Source organism: Pseudomonas sp. JL3 (assembly GCF_031570575.1).
Classification (GTDB): domain Bacteria; phylum Pseudomonadota; class Gammaproteobacteria; order Pseudomonadales; family Pseudomonadaceae; genus Aquipseudomonas; species Aquipseudomonas cucumis.
Map to the genome: position 1 here is coordinate 241,946 of NZ_JAKWJK010000002.1, position 21,240 is coordinate 263,185.

Consider the following 21,240-nt stretch of genomic DNA (forward strand, 5'->3'; position numbering starts at 1 on the left):
TTAACCGCCACCGACCAGCGGCACGAAGCGCACAGGCAGCACCTGCCGGGTGGACACACTGCCATCGCCTGCCTTCTCAATCAGCAGCAGGTACTGGATCATGAACGGCGCGCCGACCGGGATTACCATTCGCCCGCCTGCCTTGAGCTGGGCGATGAGTGGCGGTGGTACATGGCTGGCGGCGGCAGTGACGAGGATGACATCGTAAGGCGCGTGCTCGGGCCAGCCGTGGTAGCCGTCGCCCTGCCGGGCCTGCACTTTCGCATATCCCAGCCGGCCCAGGCGCTCCCCGGCCTGCACTGCCAGCGGTTCGATGATCTCCATCGTGTAGACGGCCTGTGCCAGCTCGGCGAGGATCGCCGCCTGGTAACCCGAGCCAGTGCCAATCTCGAGTACCACGTCGCCGGGCCCGACCTGCGACAGGTCGGTCATCAGGGCGACGATGTAGGGCTGGGAGATGGTCTGGCCGTAGCCGATCGGCAGCGGGCGGTTCTCGTAGGCATAGGGCACCTCGTCGGGCGGGACGAACTTATGACGTGGCACCTTGGCCATCGCGGTCATCACCGGCGCGGCAAACTCGGCCCTGCCGGTTTCGCCGCGGGTGACGGACGACAGGTCGGCGATTTCCCGCACCATGGCGTCGCGCAACGGCGCGAACGGGTCGTCGGCATGCAGGCCGGCGGATGCCAGTGCCAGAGCGATGGCAGGCGCCAGGATGCGCGTCACGAGCATCACCGGCTTCACAATGACTCCTCCGTCTGAGGAATAGTCGAATCGTATGGCCAGCGGGCTGACTCGGCAAGTCGGTGTCGTCCCTGAGCCTCTATGCCGCGCTCGCCTCGCGGGCCAAGGGTGTGCTGACCCGGCCTGTGCTGTCCCGCTGGGTCAGCCGGGTGGTGGGGTCTACATTCATCGGTTTCGGTGCTGTCATCCTGACCATGGGGCGGCAGGCGGCGTAGGGGCGTCGGGCTTGTAACTCCGGTAATAGGAAGGCTGGGCACTGCGAAACACACGCGCGGCCTCAGCCTGACTGAGCGAGCGGAGGATTGCGTAGCGCTTCACCCATCCCGGTGGCGGATTGAGGGTTTTGCCCCGTGACGAGCCGACTATCGACCGCCACCTTGGCAGTGGCTGAGCCGCAAGTGTTGCCGTTAGAAAGCCGATTTGCCGACAGACGCTCCGCCATCGACAAACAATGTCTGGCCGGTGATAAAGCCGCTCTGTTCCGATAACAGGAAGGCGATGGCTGCTGCGACTTCATCCGGCCGACCGAGTCTGCCCATTGGAACGCTCGCCAGATAACGAGCTTCGTCGTCGCTGCCGAGCGGATTCCCGGCACGGAACAACTCGGTTTCCGTGGGGCCTGGAGCAACGGCGTTGACGGTGATTCCGGTGGTTGCCTGCTCCAAAGCCCAGGAGCGCGTGAAACTGACCATTGCGGCTTTTGCCGCGGCGTAGGCGGTGCGGTTTGGGATCCCCAGAACAGTCAGGCTGGAGATGTTGACGATCCTTCCCCAACCTCGGTTGCGCATTCCCGGTAGCAATGCTTGCGTTGTCTGCAAGGCGCTATGCAGGTTGATCCGCATGACCTCATCAAAGTCGTCGAGGTGTATTTCACCTAAAGGCTGGGGGCGTACCAGGCCGACGTTATTGATCAAACCATCAAAGTCATAACGTGAAACGAGCTCGACCAACATTTTTTTGGTCTGCTCCCGGTCGCCTAGATCGAGGGAGATGAGGGTGCCGGGAAAGTGCCGATCCAAACTGTTGCGAGCGATGCCCACAACATGGTGGCCTGCCTGGAACAATTGAGCCGCGAGCGCGCGCCCGATGCCTTTGCTGGCTCCGGTGATAAGGAAAGTGCGAGTTTTCACTGAGTGCTCCAAAACCCGGCAACATCCGGAATCGTGGGAGGGGGATAGTGCGATGTCGCAGGCCTGTTATTTCAGTCGACCGAGCAATGCCTTCCCGACCTCGATGGCCGAGGCCGGATTCTGGCCCGTGATCAACTCGCGATCGATGACCACATTAGGCGTCCAATTCGAAGCGTTGCTGCGGTACACCCCACCGGCTTTTTCCAGCGCCGTTTGCGGGTAGAACTTCATTGCGCCACCGTTGAGCAGACCTTTGGCTTCTTCCTCTTCCTTGTTGCTGATAACGGTCATCTTGTAGCCTGCATAGATCCAGTCGGCGCGACCCTTTGCCGGCTTCGCAGTCTGGAGTTGTTGGGTAAAGTTTTCGGCATCAGGCAAGGTCGAGAGCAGGGCAATCGGACCATGGCAGACGAGTGCGGTGGTCTTGCCTTGTGCATGGAAATCCGCCAGCAAGCGACCCAGCGGATGGCTATGGAGCAGATCCTGCATGGGAGCATGGCCGCCGGGAATGTAGACCGCATCAAAGTGCGCGTAACCGATCTGTTCCACCCGGGAAAGGCTAATGACTGGCGACTGTTCTGGTTGGGTCAGTTTCAGTTGATGGAGCAAGTCCTTATAGGTCTGAAGCGCTGCTTCATCGTTGTTGAAGTACATTTTGTCGATGGATGTCTTGTCCACCGTCGGCACGTCACCGTTCGGGGTCGCAAAGGTGACGTTATGGCCGGCGTCGAGCAGCATTTTCACCGGTTGCAAAAGCTCGTTCAGGTAAAATCCGGTCGCAAAGACCTTGCCGTCCTTCAAATCGAGTTTCGCCGAATCGGAAAGCACCACAAGCACGTTGTCAGCGCTGGCCGCCAAGCTGGTGCTGGCGAGGGCTGCGGTCAATGCAATACGGGTCAGTGTTTTCATGTCGTGTCCAAAGTAATTGGGCGAACGCTTGCCGCCCCTGACTGGATACTCTATTGATGTGTGATATGGCGATAAACTACCGTGAATGGAATTCATTTGGACTTGGAAAGCAATAATGCCTCGTAGATTTGACCATCTTGGCGATGTGGAAGCTTTTATTCGCGTAGTTGAGCAGGGCACCGTTAGTGCTGCTGCCGTCGCCTTGGGGACCACGCCTTCGGTGCTCAGTCGTGCGTTGGCGAGGCTTGAATCGCGTCTTGGTGTGCAATTGTTGCGACGCACTACTCGCAGACTCAGCCTGACCGACGCCGGCAAGCTGTATCTGGAACAGACTCGTTCTGCGTTTTCCCAGATTGAAGAGGTGGAGCGCAACATTCGCGGGCAGGACGGCGAGTTGAGCGGGCGTGTTCGAATGAGCGTGCCGACAACTTATGGACATCATCGTCTGCCGCCGCTGCTCAGTGCGTTTTCCCAGCAATACCCAGCTGTGCGGGTGGAGCTGAGTATCACCAACCGCAATGTCGACCTGGTTGCCGAAGGTTACGATCTGGCGATTCGCCTGGGGCAGTTGCCGGACAGTGGACTGGTGGGACGCAAGCTGGAAGATGCACGGCTGTGCCTGGTCGCGTCTCCTCAATACCTGGCTCGCGCCGGTGTTCCTGCGACGCTTGAAATGTTAGGCGAGCACATTTGCCTGCCGTTCATCATGCCCAGCAGTGGCAAGATCGGACCGTGGTTGTTCTGCCTTGACGGGAAAAATATCGAATGGTTGCCGCAAGCCAATGTGGAGGTTTCGGATGATGTCCTGGGAATCGTTTCACTGGCCGAAAGCGGTCTTGGAATCTGCCAGACATATGACTTCATCATCCGGGAGAAAGTGCTGCGGGGGGAATTGGTGGAAATACTTCCGGAGTTGAATGGTCGCACTCGACCATTCTCGATTATTTACCCGCCTCACCGGCAATTATCAGCCGCATCCAAAGCGCTCATCGAGTTCATCCTGGATGCTACGTAAAATCCGAGTCTGGAAGCCTCTGCTGAAAGCAAGGAGTTCAATCTCAGACGCGTACTTTTCTGTCGTGAGAACCAAGCTGGACTTTTTCAACAGAATAGGCCAAAAGCGGACGCTCAAAGGAGTCATGGACGACTAGGTTCTCACGTCATTCGATCATCCGGATGTCGTACCATCGTCAGGTCGACAAAACGGAGGTTGACATGGGAAATGGTGTAGACAAACGAGTCGTTGTCATTGGCGCAGGCATAGTGGGCGCGTCCCTGGCGTATCACCTGGCTAGCAAACGCGCGAATGTCATCTTGGTCGAGGCTGAAGGTATAGCGTCCGGAGTGACTGGAAGCTCATTCGCATGGATCAACACCTCACACAGTGGGCCCGATCCAATCGCGCAATTGCGCGGTGCAGCCATCAAAGAGTACCGCCGACTCGAAACGGAGCTGCCTGGTCTGAAGGTACGATGGACAGGCTCCCTGTCTTACAGCGCGAGCACAGGTGGAGTGCTGCAAGCCTCAGGTAACCAGCCTTCGGCAACCCTGGTGTCCCGATCCCAGATTCTCGGCCTTGAGCCAAATCTCAAGAATCCCCCTCAGCATGCCTTGTATGAAGCCGAAGAAGGCGCGCTGGACGCAGTGGAAGCAACGCATGCTTTGATCGCAGGTGCCCAGGCTCATGGTGCGAAGGTTCTCACACAGACTCGGGTTCTCGGCTTTACAACCCAGAGCGCAAAGGTGACGGGAGTCGAAACCGCAATGGGCATCATCGATGCCGACATTGTCGTACTGGCAGCAGGGACTGGCATCACGAAGCTGACAGACACGCTAAAAATGTCCCTTCCAATAGAGGCCTCTCCTGCAATATTCATCCGCTACAAGTCACAACCCAACCTCGTGCACACCATCATCTCTAGCCCTGAAATGGAAGTGAGGCAAAGCACGGATGGTACGTTGCTAGCGGCGGAAGACTACTTGGGCGACTCCGTGGAAAACCAGCCAGTAGCGATAGCGCTACGAACCGCCAGGGCCATCCAGAACGAACTCTACGGGGTTATTTCCATTGATCCGGAATTGGCTTGTGTCGGACTCAGACCAATTCCTATCGATGGCACCCCCATCATCGGCTATCTACCCAATATCGGCGGCGTGTACGTTTGCGCGATGCATCCTGGAGTCACGCTGGCGGCGATAGTGGGCCGTCTTGCCAGCGAGGAGATAATCGACGACAAGGCATCTTCTGCCCTTAGCCCATGCCGTCCCGGCCGGTTCTTCCAAGCGTAGAGGACACTTATCTTTGTCGTCAGCCCAGCACTCGCGATCATCAGCTTGAGTTCGAAGCTGCCCTTTGCAAGCGTCCGCTTTTGGCCGATTGCTGTCTCTCGTCAAGGAGCAGCTATCGCTCCATCAAAACAATGATCTCTTGGCCCTATAGCTTGGTCCTGACAAAGACCGACTGCCAAGCCGACTCAATACATGACGGGGTTAATAGTCATTTTTTTCCTATCTTCTCTCGCCTCGGGTTTCCCCAAGTATCCTCGCGGCATCTCGTGCCGGCGGTAAGCCAAATACCCGTGCGTAATCGCGGCTGAACTGGGTAGCGCTTTCATAGCCGACCTCAAAGGCCGCGTTAGTAACACTTTTGGCGTTGGCCACCAGCAACGTACGAGCCTGAAGTAGTCGAACCCTTTTTTGATATTGCAACGGGCTAAGCGCGGTGACGGCTTTGAAGTGACGGTGAAAGGCTGACACGCTCATCGCAGCGCGTTGCGCCAGTGTCTCCACCCGGATGGACTCGGCAAACTCCCGGCGAATGTACTGAATGGCCAGGCTGACCCGAGCCATGGCGCTATCGGGTGCCGCGATGTCCCGCAGCATCCAGCCGTGTGGGCCTTGTAAAACACGGTACAAAATCTCCCGTTCGTATACAGGCGCCAGGGCCGTAATTTCTTCAGGCCGGGTCATCAATCGAAGCATGCGCACCCAGGCATCCATCAAGTCGGGCGTCACGGCGGCTACCGAAAAGCCTGCATCCTTGTCGTATTGCCCGATGGGCTTTGGCAGGTCGGACAGTAGAGTCGCCAGGACCGTCGGGTCGAGTGTCAGGCTGACCGCCAGGTAAGGCTCGCCGGAAGAGGCAGGGTGTACTTGACCGACCGCAGGCAACTCGATGGACATGACGAAATAAGTCGCCGGGTCATAGCGAAGCGTGCGGTCGCCGATGGTCATTGATTTACTGCCTTGCAGGATCAGGTTGATCATCGGGTCGTAAACGGCGGCCAGCAGGTGTTCAGGGATTTCGCCCTGGACCATGGCTACACGTGGGATGCCCGTCTCCGTGCGGCGGTTTTCGGCACGGGAAGCCAGCGAGCGAAGTTCATTCAATTGGTTTGTCATGGGGAACATCTGAACCCAGGCTGATACGCCCAGGCAAGCAAAAAGCAAAAAGCAGAAACAGGCAGGATTCGAGTAGGAACGGCTGCGCTCGTTGCGAAGGCGATGGTTACTGTGGGGGCTCATCTCAGTGACATTGGAGCAGCGCATGAGCGTTATCGTCATCACCGGTGGCAGCCGGGGCATCGGCGCCAGCACGGCCGAACATTGTGCTCGACGCGGCATGGGGGTCATCCTCACCTACAAAAGCCATGCTGATTCGGCAACCGCTGTTGTCCAGCGTATCCAGACATCGGGCGGCAAGGCCGTGGCGCTTGAACTGGACGTTGCTGATGTGAGCAGCTTCGAGCACTTCCGAGAAACGGTGGTGCTCACCTTACAGACAACCTGGGGTGTGGCAACGCTCGGCGGTCTGGTGAACAACGCGGGCCATGGCTTGTTCCATCCCCTGGAATCTGTCACCGAGGCGCAGTTTGACGGCTTGCTGAACGTTCACCTCAAAGGCCCGTTTTTCCTGACTCAAGCCTTGCTGCCGCTGATGGAAGAGGGCGCCAGCATCGTCAACCTGACCAGCGCCACGACCCGAGTGGCCACGGCAGGCGTCGCGCCTTATGCGGCTTTCAAGGGCGGACTCGACGTGTTGACTCGTTACATGGCCAAGGAGTTCGGCTCTCGGCGCATCCGTGCCAACTCCGTCTCGCCGGGGGCGATCCGCACCGAACTCGGTGGCGGCTTGAATGACGAATTCGAAGCTTTACTCGCATCGCAAACCGCCCTTGGCCGGGTGGGCGAGCCGGAGGACGTAGCTCGCGTTATCGCCATGCTGCTGTCTGAAGAAGGAAGCTGGATCAATGCCCAGACTATCGAAGTCGCGGGCGGGTATTTCATCTAAATCAGCATCTGAAAAGCGAGGCAATCGCAATGCTTGATCATATTTTTATCTCGGTAAGCGACGTTGATCGTTCCATCCGTTTCTACACGGCGACACTGACCCCGCTTGGCATTACCGGCAGGCTTGATTACGACGGCAAGGACGGTCCGCCAGGCCACCCGGACCTCAAGGGCTTCGGTGCCAATGGGCGGGTGTTTTTCTGGTTGCGCGAGGGTGTTGTGGAGGGGCGGGCGGTTCATGTTGGCTTCGTGGCGAACAGCAAGGCCGAGGTCAACGCAGCTTACGCGGCGGCTATGGAGAATGGCGCTGTAGACAACGGTGCACCTGGCGCACGTCTGTATTACGACCCGAATTATTACGCCGCCAATGTCCTTGACCCGGACGGTTACAGCCTCGAATTCGTCTACAAAAACTGGCAGCACGCCCAATGAATCAATTAATGATCTACGGGGCGACCGGCTATACCGGTCGCATGGCTGCCGAGCATGCCAAAGCGCTGGGGCTGGACATTGTGATCTCTGGTCGCAATGGAGAAAGGCTGGAGTCACTCGCTGCGCAACTGGGCGTGCCTTATCGAGTGTTCACCCCTGATGCCCAAGCAGCCGAATCCTTGCATGGCATCGGCGCGCTGCTGAATTTCGCAGGGCCTTTTGCTCAGACGGCGGACGCCTTGATGCAGGCCTGTATCAAGGCCGGGGTCGACTATCTGGACATAACGGCCGAGATCAATGTCTATCGGCTGGCAGAACGGCTTGGCGCTCAGGCTACCGAGGCGGGTGTCATGCTGCTGCCCGGAGTCGGCTGGGACGTGGTGCCGACAGACTGCCTGGCGATGCATGTCGCTCGCCGTGTGCAGGATCCGCAGGCCCTGAAGGTAGCGCTACAGGTCGCAGGCTCCATGTCACGGGGATCAGCGTTGAGTGTCAGCGAGATCATTGGCGCGGGCCTTTTGGCACGAGTGGACGGACTGCTGGTCGCCACCCCGGATACGAAGCCGCAGCACTTCGATTTTGGCGACGGCCCGGCACTGTGCGCGCCACTGTCTTTCGGTGACCTGGTCACCGGCTGGCACTCCACCGGCATTCCCAACATTTCCATGTTCGTGCACATCACCGGCGATGCCTTTCCTGAAGGCGATCTCTCACAACTTCCCGATGGCCCAAGCGCGGAGCAGCGTGACGCCCACCGCGCCCGAGCCGTGGCTGAAGTCATTGGCGCTGACGGCAAGTGCGCGCTCAGTGATCGAGACCGTCAACGGCTACACCTACACACCGTTGGCCGCTGTGGAGGCTGCACGCCGGGTGCTGGGCGGTGAGCGACGACCAGGCTTTGAAACGCCTGCGCGGGTGTTTGGCGTCGGATTCGCCGAGACGATTTCAGGGACGACAATCACAGATTTTTAGGGCGCGACAACACCCCAGCGACTGATGGCAACTTCGCCTGTGAGTTTGGCGAAAAACTTATAGCGGGCACGCCGCTAGGCCGATTCGGCGAACCAGAAGACATTGCACCGCTGGCCGTCTTCCTGGCGTCCGAGGACTCGCATTGGGTAACAGGCGAATCCATTCGGGCTTCGGGTGGCATACGAGGCGTTGGTTACTAAGCACCATTGATTAATGCTGTCGGCGCACGGTGACGTGCGCCTGTAGGGCTCCAGGTTTCAGATAATGACGCAAGCCTCGGTCGCAGCAGATTCACACACCACCTCATACCGCACTTTCACTCCTTCTCCAGCCCCCGCTTGATGGAGCGCGGTAGCTGCCATTGGTGTGGGGCGTTCGCTCCGTCATACGCCCAATTTGGTAGATGCGCTGCCAATTTCCCTAAATAATGCGGAGGACCGCTTTTGGCCGATTTCAGCCTGTCCATAAGGGCAGTTCTTGCATCACAGAACAAGTTCTAAACCAGCTGGCGGATCCCCAGAGACAAAATCAAACCACCGCACAGTCGATCGATTGCTTTTTTCCGACCTTGATACCCAGCAGCAATCTTAGGCTGCGATAGAGCGATTGCGACCATTCCATACCAGGTCATTGAAACCACCACTACAACTGCCAGCATCGACAAAAACGTGCCTGACGAAACGTGAGCGGGGGCTGCGGCTGAAAAGACAGCGGCATAAAAGGCCATGGACTTGGGATTGCCTATGTTGGTAATCACCCCCTGAAAAAAAGACTGCCTGCAACTACCGGCGACGGCATCATTTAGCGGGCCAAGCGCATTCTTCCCTGCGTTGATCAGCAGTCGAAATCCGAACCACATCAGGTAGGCAGCCCCCAGAACCTTTACAACAAGCGCAGCCCAAGGGAGCGCAGCAAATACAATCCCGAGACCTGCAATTGCACAGGTGGACCAGAACAAGTTGACCAGTACGATACCCGCTACCAAGGCCAGAGCTTCTAACCGTGTTGCAGACACCGCTTTATGGACCACTGCGACAAAATTCGGCCCTGGGATAACGACACCGGCAAGGTAGACCAAAAAAACTGTCAAAACGGCAGAACCATCGATCATGTGCTTCCTCGCGAGTCCTGTGGACGGAACCATCCCTTAGTATTGCTGATCGCCATTGGGCGCTGAGTGCCCGGCTCATTCTCGACGATGAGTGTGCGGGCTGTCGAGCGACCGATTCTGGCCGTTATCTGCCTGTAGCAAAGGGCAGCAACCGACCCAGAGCGCTCATCCCTGGCCAACCGTTCTGACAGATTGCGCGGGCGCTGAAACTGCTCCTGCGGGGTTTTAGTTGAGCTGCGGCAGTTCCTGTACCACGAGTTTACAAACTGCCTTCTTTGTAGATAGATGACTGAAGAAACTCTGCTATCAGCGATGTAATCTGTTGTTGAATTACCTCACGCGGGCGAGCGCTGTCGCCATCCCGGCAAATGATGCCATCGCCTGGTACTTCTTCTTCGAGCATTGCCTGCGCGCCAGGTTTGCACACCGACATGTTCGTGGTCTTTAGTGAGAAGGCTGAACGTCCGTATATGGACTCCTCCTCGTTGCAAGCCTCCTTTGCTTTGGCGCCCGATTGCTGGCGGTGGGCAAGGAGTGCTATCAATCCAAATACCGTCTGGGAAACCGCGCACCACTTAGCTTGTTGTCCCGCTCGTTCCTGTAACATACCAGCCCCCACCACGACGAGCTTTGAAAATGGATTCTCACTCGATTCTGACTTTTACACTGGTCGCCGCGATTGCCATCGCCAGCCCAGGGCCTGCGACCTTGATGGCGATCAACAATAGCCTGGCCCATGGGCAGCGCAGCGCCATATGGTCATCGCTCGGCAACGCCAGTGGCCTGTTCTGCCTGTCGTCCGCTGCCATGCTGGGGCTGGGGGCGCTGCTTGCCAGTTCCGAATGGCTGTTCAACATGGTGAAGTTCATCGGTGCCGGTTATTTGTTCTACCTGGGCATCAGACAGTTGTTCAAAAAGGGCCCGATGCTCCCGGACGGGATTCAGGACGACTTGAAGAAAAGCCGGCCGACTCGTTCCAAACTGTACAAATCGGCCTTCCTGACGGCGGTGACCAACCCCAAGGCGACGATGTTCTTTACCGCGTTGTTCCCGCAGTTCATCGATCAGAGTGCAGCATTGCTGCCGCAATTTCTGATCCTCACCTCGATCTTCATGGCATTGTCGGTGTCGTCCCTGAGCCTCTATGCCGCGCTCGCCTCGCGGGCCAAGGGTGTGCTGACCCGGCCTGCGCTGTCCCGCTGGGTCAGCCGGGTGGTGGGGTCGACATTCATCGGTTTCGGTGCTGCTATCCTGACCATGCGGCGGCAGGCGGCGTAGGGGCGTCGGGCTTGTAATTCCGGTAACAGGGAAGGCCGTTACCGGCCCGCACACAAAAAATCTGACAGTCCCGCAGACATTACTTCTGCTCCCCAAATCCGCAAAACAGGAGCGCCTTATTCCCGGTTCCGTAGCGTAGAATTTCCCAAACGCCAGCCCCCACCCGAGACGGAACCTCAATGCAAAGCCCCACCACCCAACACCCTCTCTGGCAAACCTACCTCCTATTCCTTGCCCCCATGGTCCTCTCCAATTTCCTCCAATCCATGTCCGGCACCATCAACAGCATCTACATCGGTCAAATGCTCGGCACCCAGGCTCTCGCGGCGGTATCGGGCATGTTCCCCGTGGTGTTCTTCTTCATCGCCCTGGTCATCGGCCTTGGCGCGGGCGCCGGGGTGTTGATCGGTCAAGCCTGGGGCGCTCGCGAGTTGCATTTGGTGAAGGCGATTGCTGGTTCGACGTTGCTGTTGGGGGCGATGATCGGGTTGGTGGCGGCGGTGTTGGGGAGTGTGTTTGCCCGGCCGGCGTTGCAGGGTTTGGGGACGCCGGCGGATGTGCTGGACGATGCGGTGGCGTATGCGCATGTGATGATGTGGATTTTGCCGTCGTTGTTGGTGTTTGTGTTGTTCACGCAGCTGCTGCGTGGGGTGAGCGATACGGTGTCGCCGTTGTTGGCGCTGGTGGTGTCGACGTGTGTCGGGCTGGCGCTGACGCCGGCGTTGATTCTCGGGTGGTTGGGGCTGCCGCCGATGGGGATTCAGAGTGCGGCGTGGGCGGGGTTGGCGGGTAACTTGTCGGCGATGGGGTGGCTGGCGTGGCGGTTGATTAGCAAGGGGCATCCGTTGGCGCCGGATCGGGAGATGTTTGCGGCGATGCGGCTGGATCTGGAGATCCTCGGCAAGGTGTTACGCATCGGGCTGCCGACCGGGTTGCAGATGGTGGTGCTGTCGTTGTCGGAGCTGGTGATTCTGGCGCTGGTGAACCAGCATGGTTCCCAGGCGACGGCGGCGTATGGGGCGGTGACGCAGATCGTCAATTACGTGCAGTTCCCGGCGCTGTCGATTGCGATCACGGCGTCGATCCTTGGCGCGCAGGCCATCGGGGCCGGACGCATCGAGCGCATGGGGCCGATTCTGCGCACGGGCCTATTGATCAATGTGTGCCTGACCGGTGGTTTGGTGGTGTTGGGTTATCTGTTGTCGCACTGGTTGCTGGGGTTGTTCCTCACGGATGATTCCACCCGGGCGATGGCCGAACACTTGTTGCACATCATGCTCTGGAGCCTGTTGGTGTTCGGCTTCCAGGCGATTGTCGGCGGCATCATGCGCGCCAGCGGCACGGTGTTGGTGCCGGTGGCGGTTTCGATCGTTTGTGTGGTCGGGGTGCAGTTGCCGATGGCGTACCTGCTGGATGCGCGCTTCGGGCTGCAAGGTGTGTGGATGGCATTTCCGGTGGCGTATCTGGGCATGCTGATGCTGCAGACGCTGTATTACAAAATGATCTGGCAGCATCAGAAGATTGAGCGGTTGGTGTAGGGCCTCGCTTGAGTATCAAACGCTGCTCTTGAGCCAGGTCTCGAAGCGCGTCGGCCCGATGATGGGGTGCTCTCCCGGCGTAAGCGAATGGTCATCGATCGGCGCACCGAAGTAGGGGACCGTGTCGTCCGCTTGGGCCTGGCGCGGGTCGTTGGTGTGTTGCAAAAACAGGCGCACGAACTCCACCAGCGGCCAGCGCTCAGGGCCGGCCACTTCCAGGGTCTGATTGCTCGGTGCTTGCACGGCGACCTTCGCCAATGCCATCGCGACATCGACCGCGGCAATCGGTTGTAGCTCGGCGGAGGTCAGGCGCACGGTGTCGCCTTCCTGCACGCCGGAGTGCGAAATCGCCCCGATAAATTCGAAGAACTGCGTGGCCCGCAGGATGGTGTAGGGGATCCCCGAGTCCTTGATGAGTTTTTCCTGCGCCATTTTTGCCCGGAAGTAACCGCTGTCGAGCATGCGCTCGGTGCCCACCACCGACAGGGCGACATGGTGTTTGATGCCAGCGGTTTTCTCGGCGGCGAGCAGGTTACGCCCGCAGGTTTCGAAGAAGTCGAGCACGGCAGCGTCTTCGAAGGAGGGCGAGTTGGCCACGTCGACCACCACGTCGGCGCCTTGCAAAGCGGTTTGCAAGCCTTCGCCGGTGAGGGCGTTGACGCCGGTGCTGGGTGACGCGGCCAGGGTTTCATGCCCCAGGCCTTGCAGGTTTTTGCAGAGCTGCCTGCCGATCAGCCCGGTACCGCCAATGATGACGAATTTCATGACGAGTCTCCCGATGCGTGCGCAGAGATTGCGGTGTGTCTGCCTGGCTTTTAATCCTGGAACCATTAAAGACCCGGAATGAACTCAATGGCTGCGGGGGCGAGAACTTGTTTGTGTTGTCCGATAAATGGTTCGATTAGCGGGTGTAAGTCGGCGGCCATCGGCTTATTAAAAAAGCCGCTATAGACAGAAAAAGATCGGAAAATTGCACTGCTGGCAATGTTATATTGCCGGCCTCTGGCCTAATGCCAGTCAAACCAATAACGCGCCGAGGATCGGGCGCCAGGTTTCGTTATGCATGGCAGGAGGCGTTACATGCGTTGTTCTCTTTCACTGCTGATCACGCTGGTCTGCGCCCAGGTGGCATGGGCCGAGCCCACGGCCGAGTTGTCGGAACCGGTGGGCGGCTGGCGCTATCACGGCTTGCTGGACCGCAGTGAAAACCCTCGAGTCGCCTATCCCACGCCGCCCATCGACCGCGGCGTGCAGCGCAATCGCACGATGATCGAAGGCCAGCTCAAGGCCCTCGGCACCCTCCGACCGCCGCACAGCCTGGCGGTCAACGGCAATCCCCTGAATCTGTACACCGACGACCAAGGACGTTTTGCCCGGCCGTATGCGTTCGGTGCCGGGTCCAACAGCGTCGAAGTGCGCAGTTCCGAGGGCAAGTCGCTCAAGCGCGTTCAATTCTATGAAGCCAACAACCTGCGCACGCCGGCGCGCATTCGCGTGGTGCTGGGCTGGGACGATCCCAAGGCCGAACTCGATCTGCACATCATTACCCCCGACGGCCAGCATGCGTTCTGGGCTCGGCCGGCCATGAGCAATGGCGGCGGCCTGGACCCGGACGGGGTCGATGGCCCCGGCCCGGAAATGTTCACCATGACCGCGCCGATGCATGGCACTTATCTGGTTTACGTGAACTATTGGGGCAACTTCGGCAGCGGCGGCTATAACTTCGATGAGACCAGCAACCAGAACGAGGTGATCACCTCGCAGATCAATCTGGTGCTCAACGAAAACACCGTCGACGAAAAACGCGAGACCTTCATCGTGCCCTTGCGGGCGATCGGCGACCTGCTGCTGGTCAAGACTTTCAACTATTAAACATCCCGCACCACGGATGAATTGGGTTTGTGAACATGAGTGATAACACTGTATCCCCGGCCGTTTCCCCAGCAGCCGAACCGGCCGCCAACACTTCCCGTCGCTGGCCGGCGCTGGTAATCGGGCTGTGCCTGGTGGCCGGCGTGGCGGGCGGGTTGGGTTGGCTCCTGAACAAACCCAAGGCTCCGCCTGCGGAACTGGCCAGTGACAAACTGGGCATGAGCCGGCCGGACGGTCTGCTCGAAACCCACTCCCTGAGCCAACTGCCGAAGGATCTGCTGGCGGTGCCGTTTCTCAAGGAAACCCTGACCGAAGATTTCGTCTTCTATTACGAAGCCCACGCCGACCGTCTCGGTTTGATTGGCAGTCTGCGGCGGATCATTTACGAGCATGACCTGAAGTTGCAGGACAGCCTGATCGAGCAGCTGTTCGATCAACCGGCGGATGTGGCGCTGTGGCGCGGGGCGGATGGGCGTCTCAAGGATTTCCTGTTGGTGATGGATCGCGGTGGGTTGGCCAAGGTGCTGGAGCCGCTGGCGAAAGTGGCGCTGGGTGATACGCAGCTGAGCAAACTCAGCGAGGTGAAAGTCGGCGCCGACGCCGTCACGCTTTATCAGCTCAACTACAACGCCAGCAAGTCATTGGTGTTCGCTTCCCATGGCGACAAACTGGTGGTGCTGTCCAATCCGGCCAAGCTCTACGATCCGGAAAACGGCGCATCAGAGGACACCGGCAGCGTTTCGACCAAGGCCATCGCCGCCTTGCTCAACGGCGACAAACTGTTCCCCGAAGCCTTCGGCCTGCCACCGCGTACGCCCGAGGTAAAACAACGCCTCTCGGTCAACTCCAGTGTGTTGGCCATGGGTTACCAGCGCTTTATCCCGAATTTCGCCGGCCTGCGTTTCGACATGGACGACAAGGGCTGGCACAGCTTCCTCGCCATGGACGAACTGGAAAACCAGCCAGACTTCGACTTCAAACCGATCTGGCAAGCCATGCCGATGGGCGCCAGCGCCTGCGTCGCCTTGCCACTGGCCGCCGAACAACAGAAACCGCTGTTGGTGAAACTCGGTGCCGACGACGCCGTGGCCCAGGCCCTGACCGAACACATGGCCGGTGCCGCCGGCCTGTGCTGGTACGCCGATTCGCGGCTGTACACGCCGCTGCTGGTGGCCAGCCTGAATGACGATGACAGCGCCAAACTCGACGGCGACCTGGGCAACCTGTTCGGCTCGATGGTCGGCGCCTACGAAGGCAAGGTCGCTGAGCATGCGTTCCCGGTGGTCGAGAAACAGGAAGGCCAAACCCATCAGTGGCAGCGCCAGGTCAGCTCCAACTTCGGTCCCTATAAGGCCAAGGATGCCGAGCAACCGGACGCGATCACTGGCAAAGCCTTTATGCGCGTAAGCCTGGCTCGCCACGGTTCGACGCTGCTGTTCTCCCTCGACGACAAATTGGTCGACAAAGCCCTCGGCACCCTCGACAAACGCTTCCCACCGCTGGCTGACGTGCTGCCGAAAGACCTGCTGATGCCGATCTATTTCGGCCCGGATTCCATGGCGCAATTGATGCAACAGGAAACCCTCGACAGCCTGCCGCAGGACATGGAGCCGGTGTTTTACAACGCCGCGCAAACCTACCTGATCCCGAAACTGCGCACCCTCGGCGGCTATGGCAAGTACGCCCTGACCTTGCCCAAAGGCAGCGAGCCTGACGGCCACTGGCAGTGGCTGCCGCTGGAGTGGAAAGCCCTGTGACCGCACTCATCCGAGGCCTCGGCCTGCTGGCGTTGCTGCTGGGGACTCGCACCTTTGCCAGCGAAGCCCCGGCGCTCGACCCGCAGCAGTCCCAGGTATTTCGCGCCTGGTTCGTGCGCATCGCCCAGGAACAACTGACCCAAGGCCCGAGCCCGCGCTGGTATCAGCAGGACTGCGCCGGGCTGGTGCGATTTGCCGCCAATGAAGCGCTGAAAGTCCATGACGACAAATGGCTGCGCAGCAACGGCCTGTCCAATCGCTACCTGCCGCCGGAACTGCAACTGAGCGATGCCCAACACGGCCTCGCCCAGCAATGGCAGCAGGGCGGCGGCAAAGTCGGGCCTTACGTTAACGCGATCAAACTGATTCAGTTCAACAGTCATCTGGTCGGTCGCGATCTGGCCCAGGCCCGACCCGGCGACTTGATGTTTTTCGATCAGGGCGACGACCAGCACCTGATGATCTGGATGGGCCGTTTCATCGCCTATCACACCGGCACTACCACCCCCACTGACAACGGCATGCGCTCCGCAAGCCTGCAACAACTCATGACATGGAAGGACACCCGATGGATACCCGACGCAGCCAACCCCAACTTCATCGGCGTCTATCGACTGAACTTCCTCTCCCAATGATCGGTGCCCGCATGCTGCGCATTTGCTCTCGAATTCCATTGTTGTTGGCGTTGGTGCTGCCCTTGTCGGCGGTGAATGCCGAAGACACCGTCGAGCCGAGCGGCTACACGCCGGTGGCCGGTGAAAGCTTTTTCCTGTTGGCCGACAGCAGTTTCGCCAGCGACGAACAGGCGATGGTTCGTCTCGAAGCGCCGGGCCGCGATTACCGCCGGTTCCGCATGGAGCCTTACGGCGGTGCGGACATTCGTGTGTATCGCATCGACAAGCCGCTGGATTTCCTCAAGCGCCAGAAGAACCTGCACCGCGTGGTCAGCGACGGCCAGTTCAAGGGCGAAGGCCTGTCGAACACCCTCGCGTACCTGTGGGACAACTGGTACCGCAAATCCCGTCGGGTGATGCAGCGGGCGTTTTCCTACGAGTCGCGCAAACAAGTCACCGAGGAAGTGCCGGAACTGAAGATGGGCACCGCCATTACCGCGCCAACGCCTTACGACGCTCAGCCGCAGTTCGCATTGATTCCTGGCTTGCCGGTGGTCAGTCAATTCCGTTATCCGCTGTGGCAAGCCAAGCCGATCCAGCCGCCTGAGGGCGTGAACCTGGCCGGTTCTTCCAGCGAGTTCGTCAGTGTTTCGCCGGGCAACGTGTACATCCCGTTGGGCAACCTGAAACCGGGCCTGTATCTGGTGGAAGCGCTGATCGGCAAGTACCGCGCGACCACCATGGTCTTCGTCTCCAACACCGTGGCGGTGAGCAAGATTGCCGGCGATGAATTGCTGGTGTGGGCCGCGCGCAAACACGAAGGCAGTTCGGTGCCCAAGGTCAATGTGCTGTGGACCGACGGCCTGGGCGTGATGAGCAGTGGCGCTACTGACGCCGACGGTTTGCTGCGGCTGAAACACGTCAGCCCGGAGCGTTCATTCGTGATTGGCGAAGACGAAGAGGGCGGGGTGTTCGTCTCCGAGAACTTCTATTACGACAGCGAAATCTACGACACCAAACTCTATGCCTTCACCGACCGACCGCTGTATCGGCCGGGGGATTGGGTGTCGCTGAAAATCGTCGGCCGCGAGTTCAAGAATGCGCGGGATTCCGTGGCGCCGACTGCTGCCGACGTCAACGTCACCGTACTCGATGCCACGGGCACCGCGCTGCAATCGTTGGCGCTGAAGCTTGACTCCAAGGCTGGCACTCAGGGCCGTTTCCAGTTGCCGGACAACGCGGTGGCGGGTGGCTATGAGCTGCGTTTCAGCTACAAGGATCAGGCCTACAGCAGTGCCTTCCGCGTCGCTGAATACATCAAGCCGCACTTCGAGATTTCCCTGAACCTGGCCAAGCAGGATTACCGCACCGGTGAACCGGTGAAGGGCAGTCTGGTGTTGCTGTACCCGGACGGCAAACCGGTGGCTAACGCCAAGTTGAGCCTGAGCCTGCGCGCCCAGCAACTGTCTATGGTCGATAACGAGCTGCAATACCTCGGGCAATTCCCGGTGGAACTGACCAGCGCCGAACTGACCACTGACGCCAAGGGTAACGCGAGCCTCGATCTGCCCGCTGCCGAGAAGCCGAGCCGCTACATGCTCACCGTGTTCGCCAGCGATGGCGCGGCGTATCGGGTCAAGACCGCCAAGGAAATCCTCATCGACCGCGGTGCCGCGAGTTTCCGTCTGAGCGCGCCGCAGCGGTTCAGCGCAGTGGGCGGCAAGGTTGCATTCAGCTATACCAACGAAGGTGGCAGCGAGCAGAGCAAAGCGGTCAACCCGAGCAGCTACAGCTGGGTGCGACTCGAAGATCAAACCACTGGCGAAGGTAAACTCGCCGCCAAAGATAAAGGCTTCACCCTGGCCTTCGACCGTCCAGGTACTTACAACCTGACGCTGAAAGATGATCACGGCCGTGTGCTTGGCGCGACCGGTCATTCGGTCACTGGTGATGGCGTCAAAGCCGTGCCCGGCACTGTGGAAATCGTCCTCGATAAACCCGAGTACAAGGCCGGCGACGAAGCACTCGCGTTGATCACTTTCCCCGAGCCGATTATCGATGCGCTGTTGTCGCTGGAACGCGACAAGGTCGAGGCCACGGCGCTGCTGTCCAAGGGCAGCGACTGGCTGAAGATGGAAAAACTCAGCGACACCCAATACCGCGCGCGCATCCTGGTGAAGGACAGCTTCGCGCCGAACCTGACCTTCTCCGTGCTCTATACCAAGGGCGGTCAGTACAGCTTCCAGAACGCCGGCATCAAGGTAATCGCGCCGCAAATCGACGTGGCCATCGCCACCGACAAAGAGGCGTATCAGCCGGGCGATACCGTGTCGGTTGACCTGACCACGCAGTTCGCCGGCAAGCCGATTCCGGCGCATCTGACGGTCAGCGTGGTCGATGAAATGGTCTACGCGCTGCAACCGGAAGTGGCGCCGACCATCGACCAGTTCTTCTATCACCCACGCCGCAACAACGTGCGCACCAGCGCCAGTTTGTCGTTCATCAGCTACGACGTGGCATTGCCGGGCAGCCCAGGCGCACCGGGTAAAGCCAACCGCAGCGAGCGCGGGGTGAAAGTGTTGGAGCGACCACGTCGTGAAGACGTCGACACCGCTGCATGGCAGCCTGAATTGATCACCGATGCGAATGGCAAAACCCGCTTCACCTTCAAAATGCCGGACTCCTTGACCCGCTGGCGCATCACCGCCCGGGCCATTGCCGATGACGGCCAGGTCGGGCAGAAGAAGCAATTCGTGCGTTCGGAAAAACCGCTGTACCTGAAGTGGAGCGGCCCGACCAGGTTCCGCAACAGCGACAAACCGGATCTCGGTGTGTTCGCTTTCAGCCAGGCCGAGAAACCGGTCAAGGCTGAGCTGGTGATTCATTACGCGGGCGCCGAACAACGGGTGCCGGTCACGTTGAACAACGGCATCAACTACATCGCATTGCCAGCGTTCACCGTGGCCAATGGCGAGTGGACCGCCGAGTTGGTGCAGGACGGCAAAACTGCTGACGCCCTGGCCGTGCGCCTGACCGCGACCGGCGAAGGCTGGCAGGTGACTCAGAGCCAGAGCCTGGATGTGGCCAGCGGTGATACACCGTTGACCTTGCCGGCCGACGCCACGGATATTCGCCTGCGTCTGGATGACAGCCCGCAAGCGTTGTTCCGTTCGGCGCTTGATGATCTGCTGAGCTATCCATACGGCGGCGTCGAACAGACCGCCAGCCGTTTACTGCCATTGAGCATCGCTTATCCGACCTTGTCGTCGAACCCGCAGATCCGCGATCGCTTGCGTTTGATCATGCAAAACAGCCGCCTGCGGCTGGTGCAAATGGCCGGCCCGTCGGCGAGCTTCACCTGGTGGGGCTATGACGGTGAGCCGGATGCGTTCCTGACCGCGTATGCCTATTACGCCGATTGGCACGCCAGTAAAGCGCTGGAACTGAGCCTGCCGCCGGAGCATTTCCAGCGGGTGCTGGAGGTGTATGCCAAGCAGGCGCAGAACACGCCGCTGTTGCAGCGGGCGTTGATTCTGTCGTTTGCCAAACAGATGCAGTTGCCGGTGAACACGCTGCTCAGCGGTTTGATCGACGACTTGGTGAAAGCCGGCGAAGGCCATGCGGCCAGCATGATGGACGATGGGGAAGAAAGCCTGGTCATGAGCGATCCGGATTCGGCGTTGGGGCTGGCCAGCGCTCGGGTGCTGACCGCGTCTTTGGCGCGTCAGGCCAAGGTCAATCTGCCGTCGGCGTTCAATGGTCAATTGGACGTTGCGCAACAACAAGTGGCCGCCAGTTCTCAACCGTTTGTCGAAGCGCTGAACCTGTCGCTGCAAGCCTTCGATCAGGCTCACGCTCAAGCGTTGTTGCAACGTCTGTTGCCACAGCAATCGACCCTGGAACGTGCCTTGGCGCTGACCTGGCTGCAACGCAGCATCGAGCAGGCCTCGCCGACCATCGCGCTGGCGCCAGGTGAGGGCTGGAAGAAACAACACAGTGCTACCGGTGAGATGTATTGGACGTGGCAGGGTGCTTCACCCGTGCCGGCAGTGTTGTCGCTGACCGGGGAGCAAGAACGCCCGCTTCGCGCCGCGTTGAGCTTCCAGAGCAAGCAACCGCCAGTGGACCCGATGGCCGTGACCATCACCCGTCGTCTGTCGCGTCTGGTGCCGGGTGACGAAGCGTTCGAATTCAAACTCGAAGCGGTCGGCAGCAAACCGCTGTCCAGCGACAGCCTGTACCTGGACGAAGTGATCATCACCAGCAAGGCTGCGAAACCGCTGCGCTACGGCATGCTCGAAGTGCCGCTGCCACCGGGCGCGGACGTCGAGCGCACCACGTGGGGCATCAAGCTGATGGGCAAGGCCGGCACCGAGCCGACCTCGCTGGAGAAGGCCCGTTTCGAACCGGGGCAAATGGCTTACGCGATCCCCGTGGATGCCCTGAGCGGCGAATTGCGCCTGCGTCATCTGGTGCGTTTCTCGCAAAAGGGTCAGTTCAACCTGCCGCCGGTGCGTTTCACGCAGGTCTATGCGCCACAGCATCAGGCTCAGGAACAGAAACCGGCACTCGGCCAGGTCACGGTCCACTGAC

The 21,240-nt window shown here is 59.6% G+C and carries 17 protein-coding genes and 3 pseudogenes; 13 read left to right on the plus strand and 7 right to left on the minus strand.

Annotated features, from left to right (window positions below):
* Positions 1–744 (minus strand): protein-L-isoaspartate(D-aspartate) O-methyltransferase, encoded by a 744-nt coding sequence (locus MMG91_RS04390; RefSeq protein WP_310658854.1) that lies wholly within the window; start codon positions 742–744, stop codon positions 1–3.
* A gap of 59 nt (positions 745–803) precedes the next feature.
* Between MMG91_RS04390 and MMG91_RS04395 the strand changes: the two are divergent.
* Positions 804–959: pseudogene (locus MMG91_RS04395) on the plus strand (LysE family translocator); the annotation flags it as partial.
* Between the two features lie 192 nt (positions 960–1,151).
* Here the strand turns inward: MMG91_RS04395 and MMG91_RS04400 are convergent.
* Both MMG91_RS04400 and MMG91_RS04405 read right to left on the minus strand, forming a co-directional pair.
* Positions 1,152–1,874, minus strand: coding sequence for an SDR family oxidoreductase (locus MMG91_RS04400; protein ID WP_310658855.1), 723 nt, complete (start codon positions 1,872–1,874; stop codon positions 1,152–1,154).
* Between the two features lie 66 nt (positions 1,875–1,940).
* Positions 1,941–2,783 (minus strand): type 1 glutamine amidotransferase domain-containing protein, encoded by an 843-nt coding sequence (locus tag MMG91_RS04405; RefSeq protein WP_310658856.1) that lies wholly within the window; start codon positions 2,781–2,783, stop codon positions 1,941–1,943.
* Between the two features lie 115 nt (positions 2,784–2,898).
* Between MMG91_RS04405 and MMG91_RS04410 the strand changes: the two genes are divergently transcribed.
* Positions 2,899–3,798, plus strand: a complete 900-nt coding sequence (locus MMG91_RS04410) for a LysR family transcriptional regulator (protein WP_310659073.1) — start codon at positions 2,899–2,901, stop codon at positions 3,796–3,798.
* 200 nt (positions 3,799–3,998) lie between these two features.
* Complete coding sequence (locus MMG91_RS04415) at positions 3,999–5,072, plus strand: FAD-binding oxidoreductase (protein WP_305506169.1); 1,074 nt, start codon at positions 3,999–4,001, stop codon at positions 5,070–5,072.
* Between the two features lie 219 nt (positions 5,073–5,291).
* On the opposite strand, the gene MMG91_RS04420 is transcribed toward MMG91_RS04415, so the two are convergent.
* Positions 5,292–6,185: an AraC family transcriptional regulator gene (locus MMG91_RS04420; protein ID WP_310658857.1), complete on the minus strand. Its 894-nt coding sequence runs from the start codon at positions 6,183–6,185 to the stop codon at positions 5,292–5,294.
* 145 nt (positions 6,186–6,330) lie between these two features.
* Between MMG91_RS04420 and MMG91_RS04425 the strand changes: the two genes are divergently transcribed.
* From MMG91_RS04425 to MMG91_RS04440, 4 genes and pseudogenes are all read left to right on the plus strand, one after another.
* Positions 6,331–7,074 carry an SDR family oxidoreductase gene (locus MMG91_RS04425; protein ID WP_310658858.1) on the plus strand — a complete coding sequence of 248 codons (744 nt, stop codon included), beginning with the start codon at positions 6,331–6,333 and terminating at the stop codon, positions 7,072–7,074.
* A 29-nt stretch (positions 7,075–7,103) separates the two neighbouring features.
* A complete protein-coding gene (locus MMG91_RS04430) occupies positions 7,104–7,505 on the plus strand; it encodes a VOC family protein (RefSeq protein WP_150640965.1) in 402 nt (133 codons plus the stop codon).
* Positions 7,502–8,477 (plus strand): annotated as a pseudogene (locus MMG91_RS04435) (saccharopine dehydrogenase family protein). The gene MMG91_RS04430 and the pseudogene MMG91_RS04435 overlap by 4 nt, the downstream one beginning before the upstream one ends.
* Positions 8,435–8,677: an SDR family oxidoreductase gene (locus tag MMG91_RS04440; protein ID WP_405046518.1), complete on the plus strand. Its 243-nt coding sequence runs from the start codon at positions 8,435–8,437 to the stop codon at positions 8,675–8,677. The pseudogene MMG91_RS04435 and the gene MMG91_RS04440 overlap by 43 nt, the downstream one beginning before the upstream one ends.
* 296 nt (positions 8,678–8,973) lie before the next feature.
* On the opposite strand, the gene MMG91_RS04445 is transcribed toward MMG91_RS04440, so the two are convergent.
* On the minus strand, positions 8,974–9,588 hold the full coding sequence (locus tag MMG91_RS04445) for a LysE family translocator (protein ID WP_305446085.1): 615 nt from the start codon (positions 9,586–9,588) through the stop codon (positions 8,974–8,976).
* A gap of 259 nt (positions 9,589–9,847) precedes the next feature.
* Positions 9,848–10,021: pseudogene (locus tag MMG91_RS04450) on the minus strand (dienelactone hydrolase); the annotation flags it as partial.
* 203 nt (positions 10,022–10,224) lie between these two features.
* On the opposite strand from MMG91_RS04450, the gene MMG91_RS04455 reads away from it, so the two are divergent.
* Complete coding sequence (locus MMG91_RS04455; protein ID WP_305446084.1) at positions 10,225–10,866, plus strand: LysE family translocator; 642 nt, start codon at positions 10,225–10,227, stop codon at positions 10,864–10,866.
* A gap of 179 nt (positions 10,867–11,045) precedes the next feature.
* Positions 11,046–12,404 carry an MATE family efflux transporter gene (locus tag MMG91_RS04460; protein WP_310658859.1) on the plus strand — a complete coding sequence of 453 codons (1,359 nt, stop codon included), beginning with the start codon at positions 11,046–11,048 and terminating at the stop codon, positions 12,402–12,404.
* Positions 12,405–12,419: 15 nt separating this feature from the next.
* On the opposite strand, the gene MMG91_RS04465 is transcribed toward MMG91_RS04460, so the two are convergent.
* Positions 12,420–13,169, minus strand: a complete 750-nt coding sequence (locus MMG91_RS04465; protein ID WP_305502449.1) for an SDR family oxidoreductase — start codon at positions 13,167–13,169, stop codon at positions 12,420–12,422.
* Between the two features lie 315 nt (positions 13,170–13,484).
* On the opposite strand from MMG91_RS04465, the gene MMG91_RS04470 reads away from it, so the two are divergent.
* The 4 genes from MMG91_RS04470 to MMG91_RS04485 are packed head-to-tail and all read left to right on the plus strand — an operon-like array spanning position 13,485 to position 21,239.
* A complete protein-coding gene (locus tag MMG91_RS04470; RefSeq protein WP_310658860.1) occupies positions 13,485–14,276 on the plus strand; it encodes a DUF2135 domain-containing protein in 792 nt (263 codons plus the stop codon).
* 35 nt (positions 14,277–14,311) lie between these two features.
* The gene (locus MMG91_RS04475) at positions 14,312–16,033 is read left to right on the plus strand and encodes a DUF2138 domain-containing protein (protein ID WP_310658861.1); all 1,722 of its coding nucleotides are present in this window, start codon (positions 14,312–14,314) and stop codon (positions 16,031–16,033) included.
* Entirely contained in the window at positions 16,030–16,668 is a 639-nt protein-coding gene (locus MMG91_RS04480; protein WP_405046516.1) for a DUF1175 domain-containing protein, read from the plus strand. Before MMG91_RS04475 ends, MMG91_RS04480 begins: the two co-directional genes overlap by 4 nt.
* The gene (locus MMG91_RS04485; protein WP_310658862.1) at positions 16,665–21,239 is read left to right on the plus strand and encodes an alpha-2-macroglobulin; all 4,575 of its coding nucleotides are present in this window, start codon (positions 16,665–16,667) and stop codon (positions 21,237–21,239) included. The genes MMG91_RS04480 and MMG91_RS04485 overlap by 4 nt, the downstream gene beginning before the upstream one ends.
* The last annotated feature ends 1 nt before the right edge of the window (position 21,240 follow it).